We start from the raw sequence: 12687 nt of genomic DNA on the forward strand, positions 1-12687 counted from the left end.
GGGCGGGGACAGCGAAGCCGTCCAGCTGAAAAAATGCTGAGGCGTAGAAAACTGCTTGGGAGCAGTATAAACCCGAAGCAGAAAAAAACTCGAAAACGCCGCAGAGTCCCCACCCATCAAGCGCACGCTGTATTAGCCGCTGGTTCTTTAATTACAAAAACCAAGGCGGACTCGTTAATAGATAATTCTCGAATTTTCCAAATGGTTTATTTGACAAAATAGTACCCATGAATCCTTCGAGACGATAACTGCGCTTCATCAGATAATCAACAACAATAGTATTGAGGCTGGGGGTCTCAAAGCCAACACTTCCTGCGCCAAGCAAGTGGGCTTGCGTTTCCGCATGTGCGAGAACAGCAGGGAAATCTGTGTTGTCCAGTAACGCGAATGGTCCGTAGTAATCTTTTTCGATATAACCATATCCAACTACTTGTCCCTTGCGCTTATAAAAATATAAAGTACGGTCTTGCATTAGAAAGTTATGGTCTACATCACGACGATAACCGAGAATTACCAAATCAATTTCGCCAATTATTTGAATCGCCGAATGTGCGCCGTTGGGTTTCTCGATAGCAAGGTCAGTTTCCACAGAAACTAATTCAGGAACGCGTTCGAAATAGAGTTCAGTAATAAAAGGATAGACTCCTGCTTTGAGGTAGCGCGACATGGCGCGAAAATCAGACGTGGCAACGATGGAACGGTGAGGCGTGTCATTTGGAAATGCACGCAAGATTAATTCCTTCCCAACTCCTGCCGATTGACTATCTGGCATGACAAAAAACTCAGTCAGTTCACGATGATGATCGCGTAAGATACTGCGTGCATAACCGATGGCTTCCCCATTATCCTTTTCAGCAAGCCAATATTGGTCACTGGAATCTGTAAGATGTTCCCAAAACAATCGGCGGCGCTCCCAGAGTTGTTTCAATTTCTCAGGGTCGTTTCCACCCGTGATTGCCATAACCCCTGTACGTTGACCATAATCTTCCAGCGACTTACGGAAGATGGAAAAAGCGGTGAAGTTGTCTTTGTGTGTGGCTTTTCGGTAAGTAATGGGCATATCATTCATCCTATATATAAAGTGGTAGTCTCTCAACGCCAATGATCCGATAAACACCCAACGGTTGGCGTTAGCCGCTTGGGGTGGGAGTGTGGACTCGCCATCGAAACGGAAAAAACTCCAAGCCAGACAATCGCTCAAATAACGCGGTGTTGGGCGGCGTTCTCTGATGACGAAATCGACATTCCCACGGTTGCGCCCTCAAAACTACAGTGCCTTGACGTAATTATCTTCCGCTTCTCCATTTTTACTTTCATTCAGTAACGAACTCAACTCGCCAAGATGATAAATACTGTGTTTCAGCAGGAAAATGACTAGCCCTAATTTTGTTTTCCCAGCCCATTCAAAAGCTGTATTGAGAGAACGGAAATCCATCTCCATGAGCCAGCATTCCGTTTTGTGTGCAAATTCCTGGATGCAAGAGATGACATCGCTTCTCGACGGCAAGGATTCTTCCTCTGCGGTTTCACAATTAATATCAAATGACTTTCCAGAGGCGAATTGGATGACGGATGTGTCTTCCAAATAATATTTGGTTGCTTTCAAGATATGAAAGGATAATCTTGCTGGGGTGGTGGCTTTTCGCCCCGTGCAGAACCATGCAGTATCATCAAAATCATGGACTAACCGTTCGAATACTCTCCAAATGTGAGCGTATTGCGAAATCAACTCCGTGTTCATTGTTTGTTCCATGTTCGCCTCAGAGTATTGTAAGTCGATTATACAGCCGCCCAACGGCTTGCGTTACTCACGCAGGGGCGGGGACGGCGAAGCCGTCCAGCCAGAAAACTGATAAGGCGTGAAAAATGCTTGGGATGTGTGCAGAATCCCCACATGTCCGCTGCACGCGGTGTTGGGCAGCTATTCATGAATTGTCCTTATCGCTTAGTACTTCATCTAGAATATCTACTCCCATATTTAAACTCGATTTTGCCCCTCTAAAAACCCCAAGTATGTGACCTTCGAGTAGTTCTAAGGAAAGCAATAAGTGAGCAAAATAAATACTCTTCATATCTTTGCTGACTTCTCCAACACCGACAGCAGAAAATAAGTTATCTAGCAATTTCCCGATTCTCTTTTCACTAAAGAAAGTAAGGTTAAAGTTCCCGTGTGCAATAGTAGATCGCAAATCGTAGAGAAGTCGCAGGATGTTCTTTATCTCTGTGTATGTAAACTTTCCTCTCTGGTTGATGTCATTTCTTTGCAGTGAACTTTTTTGGAAGTATTTGGTGTAAAAAGCAGCGCCAACTGTTCGAAACTTAAATGATATATCGGCATGCGAGTCGGACCCATGCGTGAAAAGGCTCTCTAACCCAGAGACTAATAAGAGAAGCACTGTTGACAATTCGGTAAAACTGGTAATGCGCAAACCAGCGTACAATTCATGAGCCAATCCAAATGACTCTTGAATTAACGCTAGGCTTGCAGAAATATGCGCGTTTTGAGAGAGAAAGTTGAACCATGACTTAATATCAGATTCAGGTGGAACAAAATCAACATTTTCCAAAGGGCTTTGGGTAAAATGCCCCAGTCTGAAAAAGGATTTTGTGTGAATAAATTGTTCGCTTTCAAAGTGTGCGCGTGGTTGCCCAAATACTCGTAAGAATTTTAGACGGTCCGCGGCAGAGGAATCGACTGTGTACTCAAAGTAGTATATTTTTCGGGGAACAGAGTCGCAAAGGAATAAAGATAGGATTATTTTCTCTAATTCTTCAATGGAACTTAATAAATTCGAGTCGTTTTCAAATTGCTCAAACTCTCGTGAAAACAATATAGTTCTAGAGTTGTCCGATGGTTTCCATAAACTAAAATCAAATTGATATCTGGCATTGTTAAATGAGCCAGGCGCTACAACTGCGGTTACCAGTGTGCCTTTTGATGAATTATCTACCATATGATTGAAATAGACTCCTGAACTGCCTAACGGTTGGCGTTACTTGCGGGTGGGCGGGCGTGGATAAAACTTCGAGAGCAGGATTCTGTTTGGGCGTAGAAAAACTCGAAAATGCCGCAGAATCCCACCCGTCAAGTGCACGCTTTGTTAGCCCGTTTTTGTTAGGGAAGAAGCTCGACATAAAAAGATGTAAAAAGTCTATCACTTAATTCTTCCTGCTGTTCACTATTATTGGGATGAAGCAATATGTAAACCACAACTTTTACTTCAACATCTGAATCTCTCAAGAATGTAGTGTAACCTCTAAGAGCGCAGTATCCACCTCCGCAACCTTCTGTTTTTACAAAATAGTAGCGTTCTCCAAATTTTTGAATTTTGTAATTTTCGTAATCCTTTATACTGCTAAATGCTTCTTTTTGCCCGTAGTATCTGCCAAGTAAATCTGGATCACCGTTCAGGAAACAAGGGACTTCATGCAACGCTTGTTGGTCACACCAATCATAAAATGATTTAATGGCTTCTAAAGTATGAAACTGGATTTCGTAAAAATATGGTGGCTGGGAAGTAAAATAGGGATCATCTGATTTTGTAAATTCTCCCACTTGAACAAAGTCATAAGAAACAAGTGACCCAGCCCGGTAGGTTTCATCTCTTTTTGACAAGGCATAATTGCCAGGAAAATAAACGGCAAATGTTTTTTGAAGTTGGTCGATCGTAATGTTTGTCGGAATGCTAGGGACAAATGGCGTATAAGTGGGAAAAGGTGTATAGCGTGTATCTGGAGTGTAAGTAGGATAGGGTGTGTAAGTTGGATACGGCGTGTATGTAGGATAAGGCATTTGAGTGGATACTGTGAATGTAGGGACAGATTCGTTTGAGAATTGCCCACATGCGGCTAATGGAAGTAAAACCATGATGCTGACCCAAAACAAGAACCGCCTTTTTGTTTTCATATGCTTCTTTCAAATTTCATCAAGAACGGGCTAACTATGGTTTATACAGCCATCTGTATAATCCCCCGATTTGGGGTGTTATACAGCCTACAGACTGTATAAATACCTTTTATCTTTTATTTATTATACTCCCCTCACTGAGCCGTATTTCCTCCATCCACCAGCAACAAATGACCCGTCACAAAGGATGAATCGTCCGAAGCAAGGAACAACACCGCGCTCGCGATCTCTTCGGTTTTCCCAAAGCGCCCCATCGGGATGTATGCACTCGACTCCTTGATCGCCTCCTCAATCGTCACCGGGTCTGAGCCCTCAAAATATCCCTTCTCGATCCACCTGTCCACAAACGTATCGCCCGGGCACACCGCATTCACACGAATGTTATCCCGCGCAAAATCCAGCGCCATCGCCTTCGTCATCAACCCCACCGCGCCCTTGCTCATCACATACGGGAACGCATTCCTGCCCGCCACCACCGACCAATCGGACCCATTGTTCACGATCACACCCCCGCCCTGTTTCTTCATCGCTGGGATCACCAGCTTGCTCATTCGCCAAACCGCCGTCACATTCACCGCCAACGTCTCGTTCCACACATCATCAGACGTTGTCTCCGCCGTCCCTTTTGTGACGATGCCCGCATTGTTGAACAAAATATCGACTCGACCGAACGAGGCAAGAGTCTGCTCAAGGACGCTGGAACAGGCCTCGGCTTGAGAATGATCCGCGTCGACAAATACGCATCGGACTCCCTTCTGCCTGATCTCTGTTTCGACAGCTTTCCCCAACTCCACGCGTCGTCCCGTAATAACAAGATCTGCACCCTCCTCAGCAAACAACAACGCTGTCGCCTTCCCAATCCCCGAAGTCGCCCCCGTAATGATCGCCACCTTACCATCTAATTTTTTCATGTTACATCCTTTGTAGGGGCGGAGCATCGCTCCGCCCTAATGATTATGATATTATATTCTCATGCCCCCCAAACATTCGATCAAAGCCATCTTCTTCGACCTCGATGGCACACTTCGTCACAGCGTCCCATCGGGCGGTGACGTATTCAGCGATTACGTGCGTTCGCTCGGCCTGCGTGTCAACTACGAAGACCGACTGCGTGCCGCGCGTTGGGAACATTTCTACTGGGCCAGTTCTGTAGACCTGCGCGATGACCTGCTCGCACACTCCGGCGAGACCAACACCTTTTGGATCGAATACAGCCGCCGTCGACTCGTTGCGTTGGGCCTATCGCCCTCGATGTCTGTGGACCTTGCGCCCAAAGTCTCCGCGCACATGGGCGAGATGTACAAACCCGAAAGCGTTGTCACTGAAGATGCACACGCCGTCCTTGCACAACTCAAACAGGCGGGCTACATCATGGCCGTCATCTCGAATCGCGATCATCCCTTTCAAGAAGTGCTCGTCAACCACGGCCTGACAGAGTTCTTCCACTTCTCACTCGCCGCCGGTGAAGTGAACAGCTACAAACCAGAGCCCGCCATCTTCGAACATGGCTTACAACGTGCGGGTGTCACCGCACAAGAGTCGGTCTACGTAGGCGATAACTACTTCGCCGATATCGTAGGCGCACAACGTGCCGGGCTTTACCCTGTGCTCTACGACCCCAACGGCATCTTCCCCGAAGCCAATTGCACTACGATCAAATCTTTCAACAAGTTGATTTCCGTTATCGAAACCTTATAATGTAAATATCTTTGCGATATTACAAATACAGCGACGCTTCGACTGCGCTCTCTGTAGAATATATTTCCGTCCTGAGCGGAGGGCGGAGTGGTCATTGCGTAGCACACAATCAAAGGACGCTCCGCTCAGCGCGATGTTTATTATTAGTCGAAAGGATATAAACCATGGCATGGGAACGTAAGATCATGCGGACCGTACGAGTCCGCAACGAACGACGAGCGGGGGTATTGGCACGGCTATTGACCGCCATTGCCAACTTGGATGCCAGCGTCGGTAGCATGGACATGATCACCGAGACCGCACAAAGCGTTGTGCGCGATATCACTGTCTACGCCGATGACGCCGAACACATGGACAAGATCATCGAGACGATGCGCGCCAATGAAGGCTCCAAAGTGCTTGCCGTCCGTGATGAGGTCCTTCAACTGCATCAAAAAGGGAAGATCGCCATCCGTTCGCGGTATCCCATCGATTCCATTGCCACGTTACGAAGAGTCTACACACCCGGCGTAGCTGAGGTTTGCTTGAAGATCGCAGACGACCCGGCCATGGCACGTTTATACACAAGTGTGAGTCATATGGTGGCTATCGTCACTGACGGAACGGCCGTATTGGGGTTGGGGAATATCGGTCCGCTCGCGAGCATGCCCGTCATGGAAGGCAAAGCCATGTTGATGGAAACATTGGTTGGCTTATCGGGCATGCCCATCTTGCTGAGCACCACCGACCCCGATGAGATCGTCAAGACCGTGGCGAACATTTCACAAACCTTCGCCGCCATCCAACTCGAGGATATTTCCGCGCCGCGTTGTTTCGAAGTGGAAGAAAAGCTACAAGCATTACTCGATATCCCCGTCATGCACGATGACCAACACGGTACGGCCGTCGTCAGCACCGCCGCCTTGATGACCGCGGCCAAACGTGCGAACGTGGATATTCACAAAGTTGTCATCGGTCAAATTGGCTTGGGCGCGGCTGGGAATGCCATCGGGAAGATGCTGATGGGGATCACCGGCAACCCAGTTTACGGGTCCGATCTGAACGAGGGCGCAGTAGAAAGATTTGTTCGTGATGGTGGGAAAAAGTCCAACTTAAAAGAGATCATGGCCGAATGCGACATTGTCATCGCAACCACCGGCGCCCCGAACCTCATCAAACCAGAGATGGTCCGCAAGGGACAGATCATCTTCGCGCTCTCGAATCCGAACGCCGAGATCGACCCCGATGTGGCGTTGGCGAACGGTGCAGCCTTCGCGGCAGATGGCAAGTCTGTCAACAACGTGCTTGGTTTCCCCGGCATCTTCCGTGGCGCCGTAGATTCGAACGCACCGCGCATCACGCACGAAATGTTGAGCGCGGCCATGAATGTGCTCGTCAATATGACGCCCGCCGGTGAATTGTTACCGAACCCGCTCGATAAAAAAGTCCACCACGAGGTGGCCCGCGCCGTGGCAGAGACTGCGATGAAACAAGGCATCGCCCGCGCCGAATATGTTCCGTATGTAGAGGGTTAAAACAACGTAGGGTCGGGCAGCTGCCCGACCCTACGTTTGTTATATCTTTTTGTTTATCAATTCCTTCAACGTCGTTCCCATCCGGGTAATACCTTCGCGAATCGTCTCCGGTGACGAATACGAGAAGTTCAGCCGCATCGTATTCGCGCCTCCACCATTGGGGTGAAAGGCCGCGCCCGGCACGAACGCAACCTTCTTTTCAACAGCACGCTTCAACACTTCAGCCGAATCCATTCCCTCAGGGAGAATGCTCCACAGGAACATGCCACCTTGCGCTTTTATCCATGTGACATTGGATGGGAACATCTCCTCCATCATCTCGATCATCACATCGCGTCGTTCTTTATACGTAGCGCGGATCACCTTGACGTGCTCATCGATAAATCCATCCTTCGCAACTTCATACGCAACATACTGATTGAACGAGGAAGTGTGCAAGTCTGCGGCCTGCTTGATCATCACGAACTTGCGGATCACTTCCGATGGCGCAACGATCCATGCCAAACGCAGACCCGGCGCCAGTAGTTTTGAGAACGTGCTCAAATAGATCACGTTACCGTTATAAGGTCCATTTGTAGAACCGCGATAGTCAGCATCCAGACTCAACACCGAAGGCAGATCCTCTCCTTCATATCGCAACCGCCCATACGGATCGTCTTCCACAATTGGCACACCATAACGGTCTGCCAACTCCACTAATTTCTTGCGTCGTTCAAGAGTCAATGTAGAGCCGCCGGGGTTTTGAAAGTTCGGGAGCACATAGATCAGTTTCGGTCCCACACGAAGCGCTGCTTCCAACTCATCCACGAGCATACCGTTCTCATCCGAACGCACAGAAATATATTGCGCTCCATACGCATTCCACGCCTGCAAAGCACCAAGATACGTGGGCGATTCCACTACAACATAATCACCGCGATCGATGAACAATCGTCCAATAAAATCCAACGCCTGTTGTGACCCCGAAGTAATGAGCGTATTCTCCACCGTGATCTTGCCCGTGGAGCGCACGATCAACTCACGCAAGGGTACATGTCCCTCCGTGGTGCTATATTGCAACGCTTGCGGGCCATGCTCATCGAGCACAACCTGACAAGCCGCGCGAAATTCCTTTACCGGGAAAACTTCCGGCGCGGGTAACCCGCCTGCAAATGAAATAACATCAGGCTGTTCGGTCAACTTCAGCAATTCGCGGATAACGGAACTTCCCATTTTCTGCGTACGGTGAGCGTAACGATATTCCCAGGGTGTCTGCATTCATGCTCCTTTTGAAAGTATGTTTCGGCAATTCAATCTTACTCAATTTTGTCGCTCTCTACAAATGACAACTGGCCTGTTCTTTTCATGATTCCGTTGGACTTCCTACACTTACATCCTTCCCAACACGGACGCACGCTTCTTTCCTCACTCCAACCTGATTCCAGGACAACAAGCTTCATCTCCCCTTTACTTTTTCAATCACTAATCCAGTAAAATGGCCGTGGAGTATGTATGCATTTCAAATTCCGAATGCCAGGCACCAGCATCCTTCTAGCCGCGTTTTTCGCCCTCATGGTTGTAGCAACCACAGAAGTCTTCGACGCATTGCGATACATGCAATGCACCCAATGGACACCCGGCACCATGCCATATTCCGCCTTCACTCCGACACATGCACGAGACTGGGTCCGCTCACAAGTTCTCGATGGAAAGCCGGTCCAACTCATCCGAGGCGGGTTTCCAACCAGGATCGCCTATTACGCAGTTATGGAAAATGGGAACGTACTCTCCTGTTCCACAGACATGAAGACCGAACTGGAAGGTATCCTTAATTCATGGGTGATCACCTTGATTCTCATCCCCATCGGGCTTGGCATTTGGTCTGCAGTCGCCTTAATGAAAATGTTCATCGAAAATGGCCAGCCCACGCTGTGGGATTGGTCTGGCAGGGGCACAGAGGTCAAATAAATTAATTGCTGGTATGATGTGCCTCGTTCAAGGAGAGAAGTATGTCCCTCTTCCATTTTCAATTCATGGGGATCTTTCTTGCTATACTGCTCATGTGGGCCGGGAATAGAGTCCGTATGCAGGTAACAACAGATGAAAAAGCGGGGAAGCGTTGGTTATGGTTTCTTATAATCGGACTCGGAATATCAATCATCGCATCTATTGTCGCAATTTTGATCGGTGACAAGGCATATAGCATTTCCGTGTTTTTGCTATTGCCGGTCACTCTTGGTTTTATTGCTACGCTGGTCATTCATTTTGCTCAGGATCGAAATGTTAGCACGAGCAAAATGGCTCTCCTCTTCCTGGCGATCACGATTTTGCTCCCATGGGTTTCTTTTGCAAGCGGTTGGACCATTTCATTATTTTTCATCCTGGTCGCAATCCTCACTGCCATTGCATGGTTGCTGTGGAGCCGTTATGAGAAACTGTATCTAGTTTTTTTCATCATCGAAATGATCCTGCTTGGAATCAGCATCCGGGTCATAGATATGCATCGTGCACCAGCTATTAGCCCTGAATGGTTAAGAGCCCCGGTATTCATGGGCTCATTTCTATTTATACCCGGGACAGGTGTCGTGCTCTCGGCGTTATTGCTTCGAAGACTCTTCTCGAGCGATCAACCTGTCCAATGGCGTGCTGTGACTTCCACTTTGCTCATGATTGCCGTTCTATTTTCAATGATCGGGTATCAAGCCGCGTTAACGAGCATATGGGACGATGCCACAGATGGATTGGGGTGGATCATGATGTGGATGCTAACAAGCATTATTGGTATTGGTTCAGCCATCCTCATAGCCTGGTCTTTGCCGCGTAAACGAATTTGGGTTGCCATCTTGTTCGCATTGGCAGTACCTTCCATGTTGGTCGGGGCAAACAATCTGTCACATCTTGATGCAAGTTTTTCAAAGCCAATTATCGTAACCGCACAACGTGCCGATATAATAGATAAAGCCATTCAACGGTATTACGAAAAGAATAACGAGTATCCTCAAGCATTAAGTGACCTGACACCCTGGTACCTCCTATACATCCCTAACCCGATCATCATCCCCGGGCAGGATTGGTGCTATCAAGGCGGTGCAGACCATTACCGATTTGGATACGTTTATCGTCGGGTTTTTTCAGTACCAGCCTCCGTGAAGATTCATTCATCTGTGGGCGAAATGTCCGATGCAAATTGGGAATGCCAGAACGAAGCAAACAAATATTCAGGATTTTAGGACTCATGACAATTTATGAACAATAAATTTTTACCAAACCTAAAAACTGAAGAATACTGTTACCTCACCACAACGGGACGTGTCAGCGGCAAACCACATGAGATCGAGATCTGGTTCGGGCTCAACGAGAACACACTCTACCTTCTCTCCGGCGGCATGGACAAATCGGATTGGGTAAAGAATCTGCTCAAGAACCCAGCTGTGAGTGTGCGAGTGGCAAGCCACACCTTCAAAGCTACCGCGCGTGTCGTGACAGATGAAAAAGAAGAAGCGATGGCACGCAACCTTCTTGCGGACAAGTACAACGAGCGCAAAGTAAATGGCTCGCTCAGTCAATGGGCACGGACAGCTTTACCTGTAGCAATAGACTTAACTCAAGGAACATAGTTGATGACAACAAACAATCCATACCCCATCGTTCTCTTCGATTGGGGTGATACCATCATGTACGATCATCCCGAGCGCACTGCTCCAGTAATTGAATGGGAAACGATCGAGCTCATCGAAGGCATTGCTGACCTGCTTGCCTATCTCCACACCAGCGGACGGCGGATCGCCCTTGCAACGAGCGCCGATGTTTCAGATGAAAGCCAGATCCGTGGCGCATTGGCACGCAACGGACTCGACATCTACTTTTCCTATGTCTACTGTTTCAAGAATACAGGCCTAACAAAAAGCGAAGCCTTCTATCGTCACATTTTGAGTGACCTGAATATCCCCGCATCTGACGCTATGATGATCGGCGATCACTTCGTAAAGGATGTTCAAACTCCAAATGCAGTAGGAATGTTTGCCGTGTGGTTCAATCCGAAGTCAGATGAGATTCGCAAGAGTGATCTACACACCACCGTCTATTCGATGAAAGAGTTAATGGAGTTCTTCCAGTCACTGGGTTGAACTTTTACAATTTCTGACAAGTTTGATTCTTGCAAGGCTGGCGCACCTGCCAGTCTTTTTCTTTCTCGCGGTACAATTCTCTCAACATATTCAGGAGAAATTACATGGGCGTCATACTACAATCTTTCTTTTGGGATTGTCCACGCGTGGACAATAAGGAATTTCAATGGTGGGACTACGTCCGCCAGCAGATACCGACGTTAGCAAAGGTGGGGTTCACATCGCTGTGGCTTCCGCCAATTCATAAAGCCGCAAATCTTTCTGGTCCATCGATGGGCTACGACCCATATGATTATTACGACCTCGGCGAGTTTGACCAGAAGGGAAGCATCCCAACTTGGTTTGGAACCCGTCAGGAGTTGGAGTCGCTCATTGACGAGGCGCACAGGCATCAGTTAAGTCTGATCGCGGATATCGTCATCAACCACAACAGCGGAGCGGACGCGCAGGAAGTCAATCCGCTTATCAATCAATCACGTTGGACGAAGTTCGATCCAAAGAGCGGAAAGTTCGTGCGCAATTGGGAATGTTTTCATCCGAGCATGTATGAGAGTTGGGATGAAGGTACGTTCGGCGACATGCCCGATCTTTCACATCGCAATCCGTATGTATATGCCGAAATTTTAAAACTCGCGCGTTGGCTCATTGAAGAAGTGGGCTTTGATGGTTTTCGTTATGATTATGTGAAGGGTTATGGCGCAAACACGATCACTGCCATTCAAGAATACCGTTACGTGCGCGATGGCAAACCGTTCGTGCCATATGGCGTTGCCGAATTTTGGGATTCAACCAGCAACACATTGCGCTGGGTGGAGGAGGCGAACTTCTCCAACTCGAACCCTGTGGATGCATTCGACTTCCCATTGCGTGAAATGCTCAAGGCGTTGTGCGATCAATTCGGTTTCAGTTTAAGGAGTCTGCTCACATGGGAATCAATTTTGCAAAAGCAACCGCAGACCACTGTGACCTTCGTTGAGAACCATGACTTGCGCGATGAAGGACGCCCCATCGTCAACGATAAATTACTCGCCTACAGTTACATCCTCACGCACGAGGGCTATCCGTGTGTGTTCTGGCATGATTACTTCAATCATAATCTCGCACTCAACGATACACCAAATGGCATCGCCGCACTTGTCACTGCTCATGAAAAATATGCAGGCGGCAACACCGAAGTCTTATACGTGGACGATAACCTCTACATTATGCAACGCACAGGCTACGGCGACAAATCCGGGCTGATCTATGTGCTCAACAATCGCGGCGACAACTGGAACGGACGCATGGTCACGACGAAATTCCAGAGCGCCTCTTTTCAACCCGTTGCCTGGTGGAGCAAAAATGACCTTTCCCGCCCGATCAACCAACCCACCGACCGCGATGGCCGCGCACAGTTCTACGCTCCCCCGCGGGTATGCGGTATATGCAGTGAAGTGACGTTACAGTAAATTTTGTACACGGA

14 protein-coding genes are annotated in these 12687 nt (G+C 48.2%); 7 read left to right on the forward strand and 7 right to left on the reverse strand.

The features are described 5' to 3' along the window. Positions 1 to 151: 151 nt before the first annotated feature. The 6 genes from IPP66_04610 to IPP66_04635 all read right to left on the reverse strand — a co-directional run bounded on the left by IPP66_04610 (position 152) and on the right by IPP66_04635 (position 4818). Complete coding sequence (locus IPP66_04610; GenBank protein ID MBK9924555.1) at positions 152 to 1060, reverse strand: GNAT family N-acetyltransferase; 909 nt, start codon at positions 1058 to 1060, stop codon at positions 152 to 154. A 207-nt stretch (positions 1061 to 1267) separates the two neighbouring features. After that, the gene (locus tag IPP66_04615) at positions 1268 to 1753 is read right to left on the reverse strand and encodes a hypothetical protein (GenBank protein ID MBK9924556.1); all 486 of its coding nucleotides are present in this window, start codon (positions 1751 to 1753) and stop codon (positions 1268 to 1270) included. A gap of 26 nt (positions 1754 to 1779) precedes the next feature. Then, positions 1780 to 1929, reverse strand: a complete 150-nt coding sequence (locus IPP66_04620) for a hypothetical protein (GenBank protein MBK9924557.1) — start codon at positions 1927 to 1929, stop codon at positions 1780 to 1782. After that, the gene (locus tag IPP66_04625) at positions 1926 to 2954 is read right to left on the reverse strand and encodes a hypothetical protein (protein MBK9924558.1); all 1029 of its coding nucleotides are present in this window, start codon (positions 2952 to 2954) and stop codon (positions 1926 to 1928) included. Before IPP66_04625 ends, IPP66_04620 begins: the two co-directional genes overlap by 4 nt. Before the next feature lie 161 nt (positions 2955 to 3115). Continuing rightward, complete coding sequence (locus IPP66_04630) at positions 3116 to 3907, reverse strand: hypothetical protein (protein ID MBK9924559.1); 792 nt, start codon at positions 3905 to 3907, stop codon at positions 3116 to 3118. Positions 3908 to 4041: 134 nt separating this feature from the next. Continuing rightward, positions 4042 to 4818, reverse strand: a complete 777-nt coding sequence (locus IPP66_04635) for a glucose 1-dehydrogenase (GenBank protein ID MBK9924560.1) — start codon at positions 4816 to 4818, stop codon at positions 4042 to 4044. 61 nt (positions 4819 to 4879) lie between these two features. On the opposite strand from IPP66_04635, the gene IPP66_04640 reads away from it, so the two are divergent. Together IPP66_04640 and IPP66_04645 are read left to right on the forward strand one after the other, a co-directional pair. Continuing rightward, positions 4880 to 5605, forward strand: coding sequence for an HAD family hydrolase (locus IPP66_04640; protein MBK9924561.1), 726 nt, complete (start codon positions 4880 to 4882; stop codon positions 5603 to 5605). 185 nt (positions 5606 to 5790) lie between these two features. Further along, positions 5791 to 7119: an NAD-dependent malic enzyme gene (locus tag IPP66_04645; GenBank protein ID MBK9924562.1), complete on the forward strand. Its 1329-nt coding sequence runs from the start codon at positions 5791 to 5793 to the stop codon at positions 7117 to 7119. Positions 7120 to 7158: 39 nt separating this feature from the next. Here IPP66_04645 and IPP66_04650 read toward each other — a convergent pair whose 3' ends face one another. Continuing rightward, complete coding sequence (locus tag IPP66_04650; protein MBK9924563.1) at positions 7159 to 8376, reverse strand: PLP-dependent aminotransferase family protein; 1218 nt, start codon at positions 8374 to 8376, stop codon at positions 7159 to 7161. A gap of 234 nt (positions 8377 to 8610) precedes the next feature. Here IPP66_04650 and IPP66_04655 point away from each other — a divergent pair, with 234 nt between their 5' ends. The 5 genes from IPP66_04655 (at position 8611) to IPP66_04675 (ending at position 12673) form a co-directional block, all read left to right on the forward strand. After that, positions 8611 to 9066 carry a hypothetical protein gene (locus IPP66_04655; protein ID MBK9924564.1) on the forward strand — a complete coding sequence of 152 codons (456 nt, stop codon included), beginning with the start codon at positions 8611 to 8613 and terminating at the stop codon, positions 9064 to 9066. A gap of 41 nt (positions 9067 to 9107) precedes the next feature. Beyond that, positions 9108 to 10328 carry a hypothetical protein gene (locus tag IPP66_04660; GenBank protein MBK9924565.1) on the forward strand — a complete coding sequence of 407 codons (1221 nt, stop codon included), beginning with the start codon at positions 9108 to 9110 and terminating at the stop codon, positions 10326 to 10328. A 15-nt stretch (positions 10329 to 10343) separates the two neighbouring features. Next, a complete protein-coding gene (locus tag IPP66_04665; protein MBK9924566.1) occupies positions 10344 to 10715 on the forward strand; it encodes a nitroreductase family deazaflavin-dependent oxidoreductase in 372 nt (123 codons plus the stop codon). A 3-nt stretch (positions 10716 to 10718) separates the two neighbouring features. Continuing rightward, positions 10719 to 11225, forward strand: a complete 507-nt coding sequence (locus IPP66_04670; protein ID MBK9924567.1) for an HAD family hydrolase — start codon at positions 10719 to 10721, stop codon at positions 11223 to 11225. 104 nt (positions 11226 to 11329) lie between these two features. Beyond that, on the forward strand, positions 11330 to 12673 hold the full coding sequence (locus tag IPP66_04675) for an alpha-amylase (GenBank protein ID MBK9924568.1): 1344 nt from the start codon (positions 11330 to 11332) through the stop codon (positions 12671 to 12673). Positions 12674 to 12687: the final 14 nt, after the last annotated feature.

The organism is Candidatus Defluviilinea proxima (genome assembly GCA_016721115.1).
Classification (GTDB): domain Bacteria; phylum Chloroflexota; class Anaerolineae; order Anaerolineales; family Villigracilaceae; genus Defluviilinea; species Defluviilinea proxima.

Bases quoted from the DNA above. Each gene is read 5' to 3' on its own strand.
- IPP66_04610 (MBK9924555.1), bottom strand. From the start codon at position 1,060: ATGCCCATTACTTACCGAAAAGCCACACACAAAGACAACTTCACCGCT.
- IPP66_04615 (MBK9924556.1), bottom strand. From the start codon at position 1,753: ATGGAACAAACAATGAACACGGAGTTGATTTCGCAATACGCTCACATT.
- IPP66_04620 (MBK9924557.1), bottom strand. From the start codon at position 1,929: ATGAATAGCTGCCCAACACCGCGTGCAGCGGACATGTGGGGATTCTGC.
- IPP66_04625 (MBK9924558.1), bottom strand. From the start codon at position 2,954: ATGGTAGATAATTCATCAAAAGGCACACTGGTAACCGCAGTTGTAGCG.
- IPP66_04630 (MBK9924559.1), bottom strand. From the start codon at position 3,907: ATGAAAACAAAAAGGCGGTTCTTGTTTTGGGTCAGCATCATGGTTTTA.
- IPP66_04635 (MBK9924560.1), bottom strand. From the start codon at position 4,818: ATGAAAAAATTAGATGGTAAGGTGGCGATCATTACGGGGGCGACTTCG.
- IPP66_04640 (MBK9924561.1), top strand. From the start codon at position 4,880: ATGCCCCCCAAACATTCGATCAAAGCCATCTTCTTCGACCTCGATGGC.
- IPP66_04645 (MBK9924562.1), top strand. From the start codon at position 5,791: ATGCGGACCGTACGAGTCCGCAACGAACGACGAGCGGGGGTATTGGCA.
- IPP66_04650 (MBK9924563.1), bottom strand. From the start codon at position 8,376: ATGCAGACACCCTGGGAATATCGTTACGCTCACCGTACGCAGAAAATG.
- IPP66_04655 (MBK9924564.1), top strand. From the start codon at position 8,611: ATGCATTTCAAATTCCGAATGCCAGGCACCAGCATCCTTCTAGCCGCG.
- IPP66_04660 (MBK9924565.1), top strand. From the start codon at position 9,108: ATGTCCCTCTTCCATTTTCAATTCATGGGGATCTTTCTTGCTATACTG.
- IPP66_04665 (MBK9924566.1), top strand. From the start codon at position 10,344: ATGAACAATAAATTTTTACCAAACCTAAAAACTGAAGAATACTGTTAC.
- IPP66_04670 (MBK9924567.1), top strand. From the start codon at position 10,719: ATGACAACAAACAATCCATACCCCATCGTTCTCTTCGATTGGGGTGAT.
- IPP66_04675 (MBK9924568.1), top strand. From the start codon at position 11,330: ATGGGCGTCATACTACAATCTTTCTTTTGGGATTGTCCACGCGTGGAC.